Consider the following 14820-nt stretch of genomic DNA (forward strand, 5'->3'; position numbering starts at 1 on the left):
CCTCCAGCCGCTCGTTCAGCCGCTGGCGCGCCTCGAGCAGCCGCGCCACCTCCACCTCGACCGTGAGGTAGAACGTCGGCACCGGGCCGATCGAGGTCACCAGGCGCTTCGCGATCGTCTTCCGCATCTGCGAGACCGGCAGCTCCTCGACTTCCGGCCTCTCTTCCGGCGGAACCGCGGGCGGCGCCTCCCTGCGCGCCTCGACGGCCGGCCGCACCGCCGCCTCGATGTCCCGCCTGGTGATCCGCCCGCCCGGCCCCGTGCCCCGGACCTGCTCCAGCTCGAGCCCGGCTTCCGCCGCCAGTCGCTTCGCCAGCGGCGAGACCTTCACCCGCCCGTCCGGCTTCGGCACCTTTGCCGGCGCCGCGGCCGCCCGCGCCGCCACTCGCTCGGCTTCAGGCGCCGGGCGCCGGGCTGGCCGCGCCGCCGCCGCCTCTGGAGCAACCGCCGCCTCTTTCCGCTCCGCCTTCCCCAAGGGCGCCCGCTCCGCCGCCTCCGCCGCCAGCTCCTCCTTTTCCTCCTCCTCCTCCTCTTCCCCCTCCGCGGCGGCTGCCGTCACCTCCTCCTCACGCTCCTCCCGCTCCTCCGCCGCCGGCGCCTCCTTCAGCAGCTCCGCAATGTCCTCGTCCGGCGCGGCAATAACGCCGATCACTGCGCCCACGGGTGCCGTTCCCCCCTCCGAGAGCAACTGCTTGCGCAGCACACCAGCGCGCCGCGCCACCAGCTCCATGGTGGCCTTATCCGTCTCGATCTCGGCGAGCCCGTCTCCTTCCTCCACTTCATCCCCCTCGGACTTCAACCACTTCACGAGCTGCCCCTCTTCCATCGTCGGCGAAAGGGCTTCCATGTGCACCGTCGTCGCCATCCCCTCTCCTTTCCGCGCCCGCGCCCGCACCCGACTCCGTATCCCTTTCCCGAACCCGGCATTCTCCTGACATGGTGAGCGGAGACACGGTGCGGTGCCGTCCCGCGCCGTGTCGCGCTCTCCCCGCGTCCCCGCCCCGCCCCCTTCCTAATCCCGGTAAAGCGCCCGGTTACACGCCGCGACCACCCGCTCGATGGATGGCTTGGCCAGCTTCTCCAGCCCCTTGCTGTAAGGCATGGGCACGTCAGCCTGGGTAACCCGCAGCACCGGCGCATCCAGCTCATCGAACGCCTCCTCCTGGATCAGGCCGACGATCTGCGCGCCAATGCCCACGAACGGCCAACCCTCCTCGACGTACACCGCCCGGTTGGTCTTGCGCACGCTGCCCAGCACAGCGTCCATATCCAGCGGCCGGAGCGAGCGGAGATCCAGCACCTCGGCCTGAATCCCGTCCTTCTCCAGCCGCGCCGCCGCCTGCAGCGCAACGTGCACCATCTTGCCGTGCGTGATGATGCTGATGTCACGGCCTTCCTGCTTCACCTCGGCCACGCCGAGCGGCACCAGGTGGTCTTCGGCATCCGGCACCTCGCCCTTGAGGGCGTAAAGCAGCTCACCCTCCATCACGACCACCGGGTCGTCATCGCGGATGGCCGACTTGAGCAGCCCCTTGGCGTCAGCCGGCGTGGCCGGGGTGCACAGCTTCAGCCCCGGGAAGTGCGCATACGTCGACTCCAGCGCCTGCGAATGCTGCGCCGAAAGCTGCAATGCCGCGCCGCTCGGGCCGCGGAACACGATGGGACACTTGAACTGGCCGCCCGACATGTAATGCACTTTGGCCGCGCTGTTGAACACCTGGTCGAGGGCCAGGATCGAGAAGTTGAAGGTCATGAACTCGATCACCGGGCGCAGCCCGACCATCGCCGCGCCAATGCCGACGCCCGCAAAGCCGAGCTCTGTGATCGGCGTGTCTACCACGCGCTTCTCGCCGAACCGATCCAGCAGCCCCTTCGACACCTTGTACGCGCCGTTGTACAGCGCGACCTCCTCGCCCATCAGGAAGACGTCGGGGTCGCGCTCCATCTCCTCGACCAGCGCCTGATTCAACGCCTCGCGATACGTTATGACCGCCATGCGCCTCCCGCCTCCTCCCGCCCGTCAAAGAAGATGCGCCCCCGCTCCGGCAGCTCGGCGTAAACGTCGCGGTACAGCTCCTCCGGCGCCGGCTCAGGCGAGCCTTCGGCAAACTGCGCCGCTTCCTCCACTTCCCCGCGCACCCGCTCGTCCAGCTTCTTGAGCGCCTCGTCACTCAGCACTTCGGCTTCCTTCAGCCGGTCAATGAAGATGCGGATCGGATCCTTCTCCTTCGCCTCCTCGACCTGCTCCTTGGTGCGGTAGACGCCGTGCACCGGGTCGGACATCGAGTGCCCCATGAACCGGTAGCAGCGCGCTTCGATCAGCGAGGGCACGGACTCCTTCCGCGCCCGCTCGACCGCTTCGCCCACCACCTCCCTCACGGCCAGCACATCCATCCCGTCCGCCGTGGCCGAGGGCATGTCGTAGGCTCCCCCCTTCTGCGCAATGTCGTACAGCGCCGACGCCCGCTCCCAGGCCGTGCCCATGCCGAACCGGTTGTTCTCTACAATGTAGATCACGGGCAGCTTCCAGAGCGCTGCCATGTTCAGCGACTCGTGGAACGCGCCCTGGTTCACCGCGGCCTCGCCCATGAAGCACAAGCAGACCCGGTCCTCGCCACGATACTTGATCGCCCAGCCGACGCCTGTCCCCAGCGGGATCTGGCCGCCCACAATGCCCCACCCGCCCAGGAAACGCCGCTCCGCACTGTACATGTGCATCGAGCCGCCCTTGCCCTTCGAGCAGCCGCCGGAGCGGCCGTACAGCTCGGCCATCACTTCGCGGGGGGCAATCCCCTTGGCCAGCGCCTGCACGTGGTCGCGGTAGGCCGCGATCACGTAATCGTCGGGTCGCAGCACGCTGTACGCGCCAACCGTGACCGCCTCCTGGCCAATGTAGAGGTGGCAGAAGCCGCCGACCTTGCCCAGAGCATAGGCCTCGGCGCTCTTCTCCTCGAACCGCCGCCCCAACAGCATCTGATAGAGCAAGTGGTGCAGTGTTTCTGCATCCAAACCCGCCAGCCGTTTCCCGTCCCGGCGGGCTGGCTCGACCCTTCTGCTCGTTTCCGCTGCCCTGGCGTCCGTCATGCTTCTGCTCCCGCTCTGCCGCCGCGCCTCAAGCCCCCACCGCACGCCGCCGAACCTCCAGTTGCACCAGTCCATCGTGCGCGATGTCCGCCCGATCCGGACGCGCGTGCCGCTCCACGCTGGGCGCGGCTAGATCCGCCTCGAGCACGTCCTGGATCTGTCCTACTCCCCCGGCCTGCACCACTCGCGCCTGCTTTGCCGCATGATAGCTCGAACGCACCAGCGGCCCCGACTCGACGTGGTGGAAGCCCAACGCCTGTTCACCCACTCGCTTCCACTCGGCGAACTCCCGGGGCGTCACCCAGCGCGCCACGGGCGCGTGCTGCGGCGAGGGCCGCAGGTACTGGCCCAACGTCAGGATGTCGACGGCCGCCTTGCGCAGGTCCACCAGCGCCTGCCGGATCTCGGCCGGCTCCTCGCCCAGCCCCAGGATGACCCCGGACTTGGTCAGCATTTCCGGAGCCATGCGCTTGGCCGCACCCAGGAGGGAAATGCTGCGCCAGTAGCGGCCGCCCGGCCGCGCCCAGGGATGAAGGCGCTCTACCGTCTCGAGGTTGTGATCGAGGATGTCGGGGCGCGCCTCGACCACCTCGCGCAGCGCCGACTCGTCCCCCTTGAGGTCCGGGATCAGCACCTCGATGGTGCAGCCGGGGCGCAGCTCCCGGCACTGCCGGATCGTTTCCGCGAAGATCGCGGCGCCGCCATCCGCCAGTTCGTCGCGATTCACACTGGTAACCACGACGTGCTCGAGCTCCAGCTCCGCCACGGCCTCCGCCACGCGACGCGGCTCGTCCCAGTCCAGTTCGGTGGGCATGCCGTGGGCGATCGCGCAGTACTTGCACGCTCGGGTGCAGACGTCACCCAGGATGAGGAAGGTCGCCGTACCCACCTCCCAGCACTCGCCAATGTTCGGGCACCCTGCTTCCTCGCATACCGAGTGCAGGCGCTGCTGGCGCATCAACCCCTTGAGCCGCCGGTAGTTCGGGCCGCCCGGCGAGCGAACCTTGAGCCACGCCGGCTTGCGCGCATCCAGCGGGAGAGGCTGCTGCCCCTCGAGCACCGGCAGCCGGGCCGTGCCTTTGGACTTCACGATCCCGGTGTCTTTGCCCTGTGGCGCGTAGCCGTGTGCCGTCCGGTGCCCGATCATCTTCCTCTCGATCATTCCCTGCATGTCGTCATCCCGACTCGAACCGGCCGGCAGCGCCCGCGCCGCTTCGGCTCGCTGACGCGGATCGCTAAGTGGTCGAGTTTGTAAGGATGGGCCGGCGGCCGAATGCGACCGTACTGGCGAATTCGACCGCTAAGGCACGGCAACATAGTATGCGGCCGCCAGGCTCAGCAAAGGCCCGCCCACGGCCACGGCGCGCGCGCTCAGGCCCGCCCTTGCTAGACCAACATCCCGCTCGCCCGCGCACCTCCGGCGGCCGGGGGTCACCCGCGACCGCGCAGCATGTGGCGCAGCGCCGGCTCAAGTTCCGGATAGGCGAACACGTATCCCGACTCGAGAAGTTTCTCGGGCGCGACGCGCGCACCGGCCAGCAGCATCTCCTCGGCCATCTCGCCGAGCAGCAGTCGCAACACCACAGCCGGCACCCCGCAGATCGTCGGGAGCCCCAGCACGCGCCCCAGGGTGCGCGTGAACTCGGCGTTGGTCACGGGCTGCGGGGCCGCGAAATTGATGGGACCGAAGAGAGTGTCACGGGAAAGGACGTGCAGCGCGGCACCGACGACGTCGTCCAGCGCAATCCAGCTCCAGACCTGGCGCCCATCGCCCAGCCGTCCACCCAGCCCCAGCCGAAAGACCGGCAGCATGGCGGCCAGCACCCCGCCCTCCCGGCCCAGCACCGGCGCGAACCGCATGCGGGCCACGCGGATCCCCGCTGTCTCCGCGGGCCGCGTCGCCGCCTCCCACTCCTGCGCCACCGCCGCCAGGAAGCCCGCGCCCGGCGCACTGCCCTCGTCCAGGACCTCGGCCGGGTCGCGGCTGCCGTAATACCCCACGGCACTGGCCGATAGCAGCACGCCTGGCCTGCGGCTCAGACCAGCAAGCGCCTCGCATAGAAGACGCGTCCCCAGCACCCGGCTCTCCCGGATGCGCCGCTTCTTGAGAGCCGTCCACACGCCGGCGATGCGCTCACCTGCCAGATGGATGACCGCGTCGTGCTCCTCCAGCCTTGCCGCATCGATCCTGCCACCCACGGGATCCCACAGCACCAGCGAATCCCTGGCACCTGGAGGCCGCCGCCGTACCACCGGGGTCACGGAATGCCCCGCCCCGCCCAGCTCCCGCACCAGCGCGCTGCCGATGAAACCCGTGGAACCCGTGATCGCAATGCGCATGCAACCTTCCGCCCTCCGGGCCGCGTTCAAGACAGCACGGGCGAAACGCGAGAAGCCAGCCGCGCCGGAGAAGAGCCAGCCCTAGCGCCAGCCCTCGGCCTCGCCTCAGCGGTCCCGCTCCAGCGTCACCGAATGCGCCTCGCCGTGTCGCGCCCGCTCCCGCCGCGCCTCGTTCCGCACCGAGACCTCGTACTCGGCGCGCAGCCGCTCCATCAGTGCCTCGCGGCGCCGGAACAAGAATTTCGGCTCCCGCGGCTGCCGCCGCGCCAACGCGTACGCCGTCAGCAGCGGCAGAGCGATGCTCGAGTCGCTGTAGCAGACGACGGCGGCCGGCAGCCGGTCAGGGTCGATCTTCCCCCAGCTCACCGCCTCGCCCGGCGTCGCCCCCGAGAGCCCGCCCGTGTCCGGCCGCGCATCCGTGACCTGCAGGAAATAGTCATGCCCCTTCTCCTCGATGCCCAGCACTTCCTGGATCTGCGGCTCCGTCTGCAGCACGAAGTTCTTCGGGCTGCCGCCGCCAAAAATCACCACTGCGGACTTGCCGCCCCGGCGCTTCGCGTCCAGCACGATGGCCGCCGTCTCGTTAACGTCCGCGCTCACATCCAGCACCAGCTTGCTCCCCTGCAGCGCCAGGGCGGCCACATTCATGCCGATGGACGAGTCGCCCGGGCTCGAGGTGTAAACGGGGACGTCGTACTCGTAGCAGCTCGCCAGCAGCGATTTGCGATGCAGGTTCAGCGCCCGCTCCCGCTCCGCTACGTATTTCCCACAGAGGTGGTGGAACTCCGCTGTGCACATCGGCCGCTGGAACTCGGCCTCCTGCATGATTTTGCGGAAGAATGCGTCCGTGTCCAGCAGCACCGAGTAATCGAAGAAGACGTCGTATATCCGGACGACCTCCTCCTCCCTCAGCACCACGTCCGACACGAAGGGGTTGCCCTGGTGCATCTCGAGGCCCAACCCGAAGTGCGTGTCGTGGTAGAGATTCGCGCCTGTGGACACGATCCAGTCGATGAATCCGGCCTCGATGAGCGGGATCAGGCTGCTCATCCCCAGCCCTGCGGGCGTCAGCGCTCCGGTCAGCGAGACGCCCACCGTGACGTCGTCCTCCAGCATCTTCTCGGTGAAGAGGCGGCAGGCCTCGCGCAGCCGGCCCGCGTTATATGCCAGGAAAGCCCCGTCGATCACCTCCGCCACCGTCATTTCCGCTGTCACCGGGCGGGGCGAGATGGGCGCGCCCGAGAGGTATTGGCTCTTAGCTGCCATTGCTCTCATCCGGGCTCGGCGCGCGCTTCGCCACTGGGCGCGGCCCGGGCCGGAAGCCGCCGCGCCCCCGCCACGCGCTGCTGCTGGCCACGGCGCGCGCCCCCTCCGAGTCGGCGATCGCCTCCGCGCACTGCGCGTCGTAGCAGTCGATGACGGTCTGCACCGCCTCCTGCGGCGAATCCGTGCACACGAGCAGCTTCAGGTCCTCGGCAGAGACCTTCCCCTCGGCCAGCATCCGGCCGCGCATCCAATCCAGCAGTCCGCGCCAGTAGGCCTGGCCGAACAGAATGACGGGGAAGTTACGCACTTTCCCGGTCTGGATCAGGGTGAGCGCCTCGAACAGCTCGTCCATGGTGCCGAAGCCGCCCGGAAAGATGATGAAAGCCTCCGAGTACTTCACGAACATCGTCTTGCGCACAAAGAAGTAGCGGAAGTTGATGGCCGTCCTCACGTAGCCGTTCATCCCCTGCTCGAAGGGCAACTCGATGTTGCAACCGACGGACGCGCCGCCCCCCTCTGCAGCCCCTTTGTTGGCCGCCTCCATGATGCCCGGGCCGCCGCCCGTGATCACGGCAAAGCCCGCCTCGGCCAGCCCGCGGGCGGTTTCCGACGCCGCCAGGTAGAAGGGATCGGTCGGCCCGACCCGCGCGCTGCCGAAGATGGCCACTGCGGGCCCCAGATCCGCCAGCGTATCGAAGCCCTCGACGAACTCGCCCATGATGCGGAAAACGCGCCAGGGGTCCGTGTGGGTGAAATCCTCCACCGGCAGCATGGCCTCCCGCCGGAAGAGACGCTCATCTTCGGTTGGCCGGCCGCGATTCAGCTCCGCCATCGGTATGGGGTCCTGCTTCTTCGGGGCCATCAGCAGCTCCTTCCGTTGCCCTCCGCTGCTACTCGCGCCGCCGCGGCCGCACACCCCGCCGCCGGGGCAGCACGCCCGCGCCGCAATACCACGCCGCCGTTCGCGCCAGTGCCTCGGCCGGCCTCACCCGCGCGCCCCAGCCCAACTCGCGGCGAGCGCGCTCCGCCACGTACGGGTTGCCGTGCAGCAGCAGCCGCGCGCCGCGGCGCAGGTTCGGCGCCGCCCCAGGAATCAGGCTCAGCAGCGCGTCCACAGCCCACGCCAGAACAAGCAGCGCGGCGCCAGGCACAGGGAGCAGTCGCGGCGTGCGGCCCAGCGCCACCCCGAAACCGGTGACCAGCTCCCGCAGGGTAAGCCGCGCGTCCTCACTCAGGTTGTACGCCCGCCCCACGGCCGCATCGCGCTCGAGTGCCGCTACCACGCCGTCCGCAACGTTGCCCGCGTACACCACCGGCAACGCGGCGTGCCCACCGGCCGGCGCGGGCAGGAGCGGCAGCGAAACCAGGCGCGCGAGGATGGGGGTGAAGAGGCGGTCTCGCTCGCCATAGATGACCGAAGGTCGCACCGTGCTGAGCCGGACAACACCCTGCTGGTGGAGCTGCCAGGCCACCTCCTCCGCCCGCCGCTTCGACCGCGCGTAGACGTCCCGCGCCGGCACCTCACCCGATCGCCAGTCCTCTTCCCTTATACGCGCCCGGCCGATCAGCCCGCGGTAGACGGCCACACTCGAAACGTGGACCACGCGCGACGCCCGCGCCAGCCCCGCCGCCCGCAGCACGTTCTCCGTGCCCTGGACATTGACTGCCTCGTAGTGCTGCCAGGACGCGCGGCGAAAGACCAGCGCCGCGGCATGAACCACGGCATCACACCCTTCCATTCCGCCGGCCAGCCGCGCCGGCGCATCCGTGATGTCGCCTTCGACCAGTGCCGCGCCCAGCGACTCGAGGTGACTCCGCTCACTGCCGGGCCGCACCAGCCCCACGACCTGGTGGCCGCGCTCGAGCAGCCGCTCGGCGGTATGCGAGCCGACCAGTCCCGTGCCGCCGGTCAGAAAAACTCTCATACACTAGCCGCCACTGCGCCCCGGCATCTAGATTTCCGAACATGAAATGTCCCTCCTGCCGCACGGAGAGCTCGGGCGCGTACTGCGCCCACTGCGGCGCGCCGCTGCGGGGCGCGCGCTGCACGCAATGCAATACGGAGCTGCTCCCCGGAGCCAGGTACTGCACGCGCTGCGGCGCCGCGGTCCGCGCCGCCCCCTCGCGCCTCCCCTGGGTGATTGCTGGGGCCGCCCTCGTCGCCCTCACCATCGCCCTGCTCCTGCCGGCGCTGCGCTCCGACCCGGCGGAGGACGGACGCGGGTTGGCTACACCCTCCGGTCCGGCCAGCCCCACTCCACTCCCGGGTGCCGCGCCGCCACTCACCGGCACGCCGCGCGAGCAGGCGGACCGCCTCTTCAACCGCATCATGCGGGCACGCGAGGCCGGCGATTCCGCTCAGGTCGCCTTCTTCCTGCCCATGGCCATCGCCGCCTACCGCCAGGCCGGCGAGCTTGACGACGACGCACACTACCACCTGAGCGAGCTCGAGCTCACCGCCGGCGACGCGGCCGCGGCACTCGCCACCGCACAACGCATCCTGTCCGGCTACCCGCAGCATCTGCTGGGACTGGCCGCAGCCGCCCAGGCCGCTGGCGCCGCCGGAGACCGCGAGGCAGCGCGCCGCTACCACCAGCAGTTGCTGGCCGCCTACGACGCCGAGATCAGCCGGCCCCGGCCCGAGTATCGGGAGCACGCAGCAATCCTCCCCAGCTACCGCACCGCAGCCGAGCGATTCCTGGGGCGATAGTTCACCTGCCGCGTCGCCTCACTACCACGAAAATGAGTCCCAGGACGCCGGCACGCCCGGCCCACGCCGGGGAGCAGCGAGGGCGTTGAAGAAGAGGGGGAAAGTCGCCATGCTCTGACCCCGATACTGCGGCCGGAAGCCGAAGAGGATCACGCGGCCCGCGCCAACCTCGACCTCCGCCAGCGCTCCCCTGCCGGCGACCCGCTCGCGGCCCAAGGCCCAGCCGCTCAGCAGCGGATCGCCCGAACCGTACCGGCCCACAATGCGGGCCTGCGGCGCCGTTGCCTCGAAGGCCAGGCTCTCCTCACCATACCAGGCAATCGTCCCTTCCGGCATGCCCGCGGCCAGCGCGTGCGCGCCATCCAACTCCAGCCGCAGGATCGACCCAGGAATGAAGAAATCGGCCGCTGGCAGGCCTGCCACCACGTCCCGCAACGGCAGTTGCAGGTGCTCGAGGGCAAAACGGCTGGCCTCCTCCAGCGTCACCAGCGTGCCGCCCTCCTGTACGAACGCCGCCAATGCGGCCACGCCCTCGCCACCCAGCCCACCCGCATACTGCGGCGGCACACTCCCCGCGCGCCGGCCCTGCACCAGATCTGCTGGGGATTGCGAGGCCAGGATCACCACGTCCCACGAACGGCCCAGCTGGCCAGCCCGTATGTCACTGTCGTGCAACGACTTATATGGGACGCTGTAGGCCTCCAGCAGCCAGCGCGTCCAGCCCTCGTCCATGGAGGGGGCGTAACTCTGATAGAGGCCTATGCGCAGCGGCGCGGCTGCTGCCACGGTACGCCCCCCACCCCCCTCCCGGCGGGTCAACCCGGGCGCGAAGCGCCTCACCTCGGGAGCCGCGACCGGTTCCGAGAGGGCTAGCTGGTCGACGCCGGGTTCGACGCTTTCCGCTGCCACAGCCTGCACGCCGAGCAGGAGCGGGAGCGTGTGTGCCGTGACGTCGTAGGGACGTTTGGGCGGGCCACCCGGATAGAGTCTCAGGTCGGGATATTCCTGGCGTTCCAGCATCGCCTGGGCGAATGCCGCGTAAGGCTGTCCCATCGGGACCACGTAGGTGCCGGCCGGAAACTCCCGGGCCGGGCCGGCTGCTTCCGTTTCCACGCCGATGCTCCGCCTTCGCCCTGCCGCAGCCGGGCCGTTCACCCGTGCACGGAAGGGCACACCCGCGCGGTGCACTTCCACATCGGCCGTCACCAGGATGCGGAGCAGCTCGTTCAGTGCGGCGGGGTTTTCCTGTTCTGCGGGAATCAGCCACGCGGCGGGCCAAACAGGCCAGCCGCCCACAGCCCTCTCTCCAACTTCCAGGAACGCGCGCAGCCACTCCGCCCGGTGCCGGGCCGCGTGGGTCAGCAGGGCAAACGCCCCCGCCTCCATGTAGTCGACGATGTCCGCCAGCCGCCACTCCCCGCCTGGCCATGGCTCGGGGAAATTCCAGCTGGCCTGGCGCGCGTCGTAATTGCGGCCGGGCTGTAGCGAATCGAAGGGCACCCGGATGGGCGAGGCCAGGTTGGCAGAGGCGGTTTCCGAGAGGATGCGTACGCCCCCATGATAATGCGAGTATGCGCGCGCCGGCGTCCAGGCGTCGTAGATCGCGTTCCCCACCACGCCGCGCTTGCCGGCCGCCGTCAGACTCGCCGCCATGAAGCTCCCCAACTGGTTCACGCCCGCCACCAGTAGCGGGTCCACATTGGGCTCGATGGGGTCGATGTAGGGGGGAAAGAAGATCCTGGCGCCGCGCGAGCCCATCTGGTGGATGTCGTGTACGATTTGCGGACGCCAGACGTTGTGCACCCGCTCCACCGTGAGCTGTGTCTCACGCTGCGTGAACGCGTACCAGTCGCGGTTGTTGTCGTGGCCCACATAATGGTGGTACAGGAAGGGAGGAGACGCGCCCTCCCAGGGCTGTCCCAGCGTGCTCTCGTACCAGTCCCCTACCAGGTCGACGCCGTCCGGGTTGAGCGAGGGTACGAGCAGCACGATCGTATTCTCCAGGATCTCGAGCTCCGCGGGGGCGCTCGAGCTGGCCAACCGGTGAGCAATGCGCAGAGGGACCTGGGAGCCTCCCACCTCGGTCGAGTGGATCGAAGCCGTGATCAGAACCACCGTCTTCCCCTGGGCGATCAGGCGCTCGGCTTCACCCTCCGACGGGAGGAGGCGCGGGTCTGCGAGCTGGCGCTGGATCTCGCGGTAGCTGTCCAATCTCGCCAGGGTCGCCGGGCTGGAGATCGTGGCCATGAGGAACGGGCGGCCCAGTGTCGTCTCGCCCAGGGTGTCGAGCCGCACGCGCGGACTGACCTGTGCCAGCGCCGTCAGGTACGACGTGATCTGGTTCCAGTCCGCCAGCTTGCGGTCCGCCCCTACTTCGAACCCCAGGTGCGAAGCGGGCGCCGGCACGGCCACGACCGGATCCGGCCGCAGCGCCCCCGGTCGCGGGGCACACGCCGCCGCTACGAGTAGCCAGAGGATCGAGGCGCGTCGAGCGCCAGTGCGGTGCTGCACGAAGCAGCCTCCTGGATAGGGTTTCGCGTCACGACTGATCGAGCGCTGGCCGCCGGAGGGCAGTCCCGCCCCGCCTCCGGCGACGCCTGAAGCGCGAGGATGCATTGGGCTACTCGCCGGTCGCGCCTGCCGCAGCCGCGCCTGGACCGGACCGATCTGGCAGCGTGGCACCGTGCAGGGCGTTGAACAGCAGCTTGAAGGTGGCGCGCGGCTGCCCGCGGAACTGGGAGCGGAAGCCGATTAGCACGACATCGCCACTCCCGAGCTGCGCGCGGACTACGGCAGCCTTGCCCCCAAGATGCTTTTTTTCTCCCAACGCCCAGCCGCTGAGCAGCAGCTCTCCGGGGGGATAGTGCGCCACCACTTCGAGCGGCGCGCGATCGGCCCTCCTCCCGCCGGCCTCCGCGGGCTCCAGAATGTCGAAGGCACGGCTGCGCACGAAGAACGCAGCCGCCTCCGCAGGCATGCCGTAGCCCACGGGATGGCTGGGATCCACTGCCAGCCGCAGCAGCGACCCGGGCACGAAGAACTGCTCGGTCGGCACTCCGTCAACGGCATCGCGCAGGGGCAGCCCGAACTGCTCGATCACAAAGTTCGCCGCCCCGTCCAGCGCCACGACACGTCCGCCCTGCGCCACATAGCGCTTGAGCGCCGCCGCGCCCTCGACCCCCAGCCCGCCCACGTACTCCGCCGGCATCGACCCCGCCCGGTGCCCGTTCAGGATGCGCTCCGCGCTTTGATCGGGCAGAACAATCGCGTCATACTTCGAGAGCTGCCCCCGCCGGATGTCGCCGTCGTGCAGCGTGTCCAGTGCAAATTCGTAGCGTTCGAGCAGCCAGCGCGTCCAGCCCTCGTCCATGTTCGCAACCCAGGACTTATACAGCGCCACGCGCGGCAGTCGCAGCTCACGCAGCGCCACGGCAGGGCGTGCAGCCAGGCCCATAAGATCCAGGCCCAGCTCCCGGGACAGCGCCTCGACGCGCGCGCGCGTGCGATCCCCTCGCGCGCGCACTACGATCGCACCCGCGTCGTGCGTCGCGCCTCCCGCCTGGAACGGCTCCCGCGCCCACGCCACACGCTCCCCCGCCCGCAGCAGCCGGTTTATCGCCAGGGCGCTCGCATTCGGCCTGTGCGATAGTACGTAGCCGAACGCCGCCTCCCCCGTGACCCGCCCTGCCGGCAACGCAGGCTCAGCCACCGGCTCCCCCGCGACCCGGAAGGGCGCCTCCACCCGCTCCACCCTGACGCCCATCTGGATGGGCAAAGTCCACCCCGTCATGTCATAGGGCGGTGCCGGCGGTCCGCCCGCGTACAGGCGCATGTCCGGATATACCTGCTTCTCCAGCAGGTCGAGGATATAGGCGCGGAACGCCTGGGCCGTGTAGATCACGTAGGAGCCGGCCGCAAAGCGCTTACCCCCAGCCTCGAAGGCCTCCGCGGCGCGGGTTACGTCAATACCGCCCCAGCGCAGCACGCGCACAAGCTCCGCCGCTTCTCCAGCATCCCACTGCTCACCTGAAGGGATCACAAAAGCGAAGGGGCTCCCGCGTTGCCCTGCCTCGATCGCCCAGCGGCCCATCCGGTAGATGTTGTACAGCCACTCCTCCCGAAGCGCCGCAGCCGTCTCCAGCACCGCCAGCGAAGCCGTGATCATGTAGTCCACGGCGTCGCCAAGCCGCCACCACCCGCCGCGCCAGGGATCGGGGTAGAAGACGCTCGGCTCCGCCGCCGACATCGAGCTGCCCCGCCCGAAGCTCCTGGGCAGCGAGTCAGCCGAGTACTCTTTGGGCGTCGCGTAACGGTAGAGCGCGGTCTCGGTCAGGATGCCCACCATGTTGTGGAAGTAGGGCGCCGTCCGCATGCCGCCGTTCCACCACATGTCGAAGCCTACTCGCGAGACCGGCCCGGGCTTGCGCTCCTCCGCGAACCGCCGCGTCATGGCGGAGCCCAGCAGGTTCACCCCCCGCGTCACCAGTGGCGGGATGTTCGGGTTCACCGGGTCGGCGAACGGCGGCACGAAAATGCGCGCAGGAAAGGGCGCCGTCTGGTGGTGGTTGTACACGATCTGCGGATACCACTCGTGGTACAGTAACCTGGCCACGGCACGCGACTCCGGCTGCGTCAGCATGTAGAAATCCCGGTTGTTGTCGTGCCCCACGTAGTGGTGATACAGCCAGGGAAGATCGCTGGTCTCGAAGGGCGTCCCCAGATGGCGGCGGTACCAGCCCGCTGTGATATCCAGCCCGTCCGGGTTCATGACCGGCATGAGCAGCAGCACTACCTCCTGCCGGATGCGCCGCATCGCCTCCGATTCCTCTGTGGCCACCAGGTAGGCGAGGAGCGGCATCTGCTGCGCGCCGGCCACCTCGGTGGCGTGCAGCCCGCCATCGATCCAGACCACCGCCTTCCCTTCAGCCGCCAGGCGCCGGGCCTCCTCCTCCGGCACGTCCGCCGCCCGCGCCAGGCGCGTGCTGATGGCGCGCAGTTGCTCGAGCCGGCTGATATTCTCCGCACTGGAAATGAAGGCCAGGATCAGCGGACGCCCCAGCACGGAGCGCCCGATCTCACGGACCAGCACGCGGTCGCTGGCCCGGTCCAGGCGCCGGAAGTAGTCCACGATCTGGGAGTGGTCCGCCAGCTTGTAATCGGCCCCCGGCTCGAACCCGAAGACCTCCGCCGGATGCGGCGCCGCAGCCTGCAGGGCGCTGGCCGGCCGCGCCTCGCGCGACGCGGCTGGTGCCGCAGGCAGCGGGCGTTGGGGGTGCGCTACCGACGCACCGCCCGCCAGCAGCAACGCCAGCAGCCAGCCGCGTCGCGCAACAGAGTTGGGGAACGCCGAGCTCATGCGGGGACCCTCGTCTGCGGGCCTGGAAGTCGTCCGTGGATTCCCTGGAAAGCTATCGCCGGCG

Annotated in this window: 11 protein-coding genes; 1 reads left to right on the plus strand and 10 read right to left on the minus strand. The window is 69.4% G+C overall.

Annotated elements, in window-relative coordinates:
- From HY703_05820 to HY703_05855, 8 genes are all read right to left on the minus strand, one after another.
- Positions 1 to 865: E3 binding domain-containing protein (locus HY703_05820; GenBank protein ID MBI4544688.1), on the minus strand; the 865-nt coding region annotated here is incomplete at its 3' end.
- Positions 866 to 1012: 147 nt separating this feature from the next.
- Positions 1013 to 1996, minus strand: a complete 984-nt coding sequence (locus tag HY703_05825; protein ID MBI4544689.1) for a pyruvate dehydrogenase complex E1 component subunit beta — start codon at positions 1994 to 1996, stop codon at positions 1013 to 1015.
- On the minus strand, positions 1984 to 3084 hold the full coding sequence (gene pdhA, locus HY703_05830) for a pyruvate dehydrogenase (acetyl-transferring) E1 component subunit alpha (GenBank protein ID MBI4544690.1): 1101 nt from the start codon (positions 3082 to 3084) through the stop codon (positions 1984 to 1986). The genes HY703_05825 and pdhA overlap by 13 nt, the downstream gene beginning before the upstream one ends.
- A 28-nt stretch (positions 3085 to 3112) precedes the next feature.
- Positions 3113 to 4231 carry a lipoyl synthase gene (gene lipA / locus HY703_05835; protein MBI4544691.1) on the minus strand — a complete coding sequence of 373 codons (1119 nt, stop codon included), beginning with the start codon at positions 4229 to 4231 and terminating at the stop codon, positions 3113 to 3115.
- A 284-nt stretch (positions 4232 to 4515) separates the two neighbouring features.
- The gene (locus tag HY703_05840) at positions 4516 to 5424 is read right to left on the minus strand and encodes a TIGR01777 family protein (GenBank protein ID MBI4544692.1); all 909 of its coding nucleotides are present in this window, start codon (positions 5422 to 5424) and stop codon (positions 4516 to 4518) included.
- Positions 5425 to 5529: 105 nt separating this feature from the next.
- A complete protein-coding gene (locus HY703_05845; protein MBI4544693.1) occupies positions 5530 to 6690 on the minus strand; it encodes a deoxyhypusine synthase in 1161 nt (386 codons plus the stop codon).
- Positions 6680 to 7552 (minus strand): TIGR00730 family Rossman fold protein, encoded by an 873-nt coding sequence (locus tag HY703_05850; protein MBI4544694.1) that lies wholly within the window; start codon positions 7550 to 7552, stop codon positions 6680 to 6682. Before HY703_05850 ends, HY703_05845 begins: the two co-directional genes overlap by 11 nt.
- Before the next feature lie 28 nt (positions 7553 to 7580).
- Positions 7581 to 8615: an NAD-dependent epimerase/dehydratase family protein gene (locus tag HY703_05855; GenBank protein MBI4544695.1), complete on the minus strand. Its 1035-nt coding sequence runs from the start codon at positions 8613 to 8615 to the stop codon at positions 7581 to 7583.
- 41 nt (positions 8616 to 8656) lie between these two features.
- Between HY703_05855 and HY703_05860 the strand changes: the two genes are divergently transcribed.
- On the plus strand, positions 8657 to 9400 hold the full coding sequence (locus tag HY703_05860) for a zinc ribbon domain-containing protein (GenBank protein MBI4544696.1): 744 nt from the start codon (positions 8657 to 8659) through the stop codon (positions 9398 to 9400).
- Positions 9401 to 9421: 21 nt separating this feature from the next.
- Here the strand turns inward: HY703_05860 and HY703_05865 are convergent, their stop codons facing one another.
- Both HY703_05865 and HY703_05870 read right to left on the minus strand, forming a co-directional pair.
- On the minus strand, positions 9422 to 11911 hold the full coding sequence (locus tag HY703_05865) for a peptidase M14 (GenBank protein ID MBI4544697.1): 2490 nt from the start codon (positions 11909 to 11911) through the stop codon (positions 9422 to 9424).
- Between the two features lie 109 nt (positions 11912 to 12020).
- Positions 12021 to 14756, minus strand: a complete 2736-nt coding sequence (locus HY703_05870) for a peptidase M14 (GenBank protein ID MBI4544698.1) — start codon at positions 14754 to 14756, stop codon at positions 12021 to 12023.
- Between the last annotated feature and the right edge of the window lie 64 nt (positions 14757 to 14820).

This window comes from Gemmatimonadota bacterium (assembly GCA_016209965.1).
Lineage (GTDB): Bacteria > Gemmatimonadota > Gemmatimonadetes > Longimicrobiales > RSA9 > JACQVE01.

Excerpts from the sequence above, each read along its gene's own strand:
- HY703_05825 (MBI4544689.1), bottom strand. The coding sequence starts at position 1,996 with ATGGCGGTCATAACGTATCGCGAGGCGTTGAATCAGGCGCTGGTCGAG.
- pdhA (MBI4544690.1), bottom strand. The coding sequence starts at position 3,084 with ATGACGGACGCCAGGGCAGCGGAAACGAGCAGAAGGGTCGAGCCAGCC.
- lipA (MBI4544691.1), bottom strand. The coding sequence starts at position 4,231 with ATGATCGGGCACCGGACGGCACACGGCTACGCGCCACAGGGCAAAGAC.
- HY703_05840 (MBI4544692.1), bottom strand. The coding sequence starts at position 5,424 with ATGCGCATTGCGATCACGGGTTCCACGGGTTTCATCGGCAGCGCGCTG.
- HY703_05845 (MBI4544693.1), bottom strand. The coding sequence starts at position 6,690 with ATGGCAGCTAAGAGCCAATACCTCTCGGGCGCGCCCATCTCGCCCCGC.
- HY703_05850 (MBI4544694.1), bottom strand. The coding sequence starts at position 7,552 with ATGGCCCCGAAGAAGCAGGACCCCATACCGATGGCGGAGCTGAATCGC.
- HY703_05855 (MBI4544695.1), bottom strand. The coding sequence starts at position 8,615 with ATGAGAGTTTTTCTGACCGGCGGCACGGGACTGGTCGGCTCGCATACC.
- HY703_05860 (MBI4544696.1), top strand. The coding sequence starts at position 8,657 with ATGAAATGTCCCTCCTGCCGCACGGAGAGCTCGGGCGCGTACTGCGCC.
- HY703_05870 (MBI4544698.1), bottom strand. The coding sequence starts at position 14,756 with ATGAGCTCGGCGTTCCCCAACTCTGTTGCGCGACGCGGCTGGCTGCTG.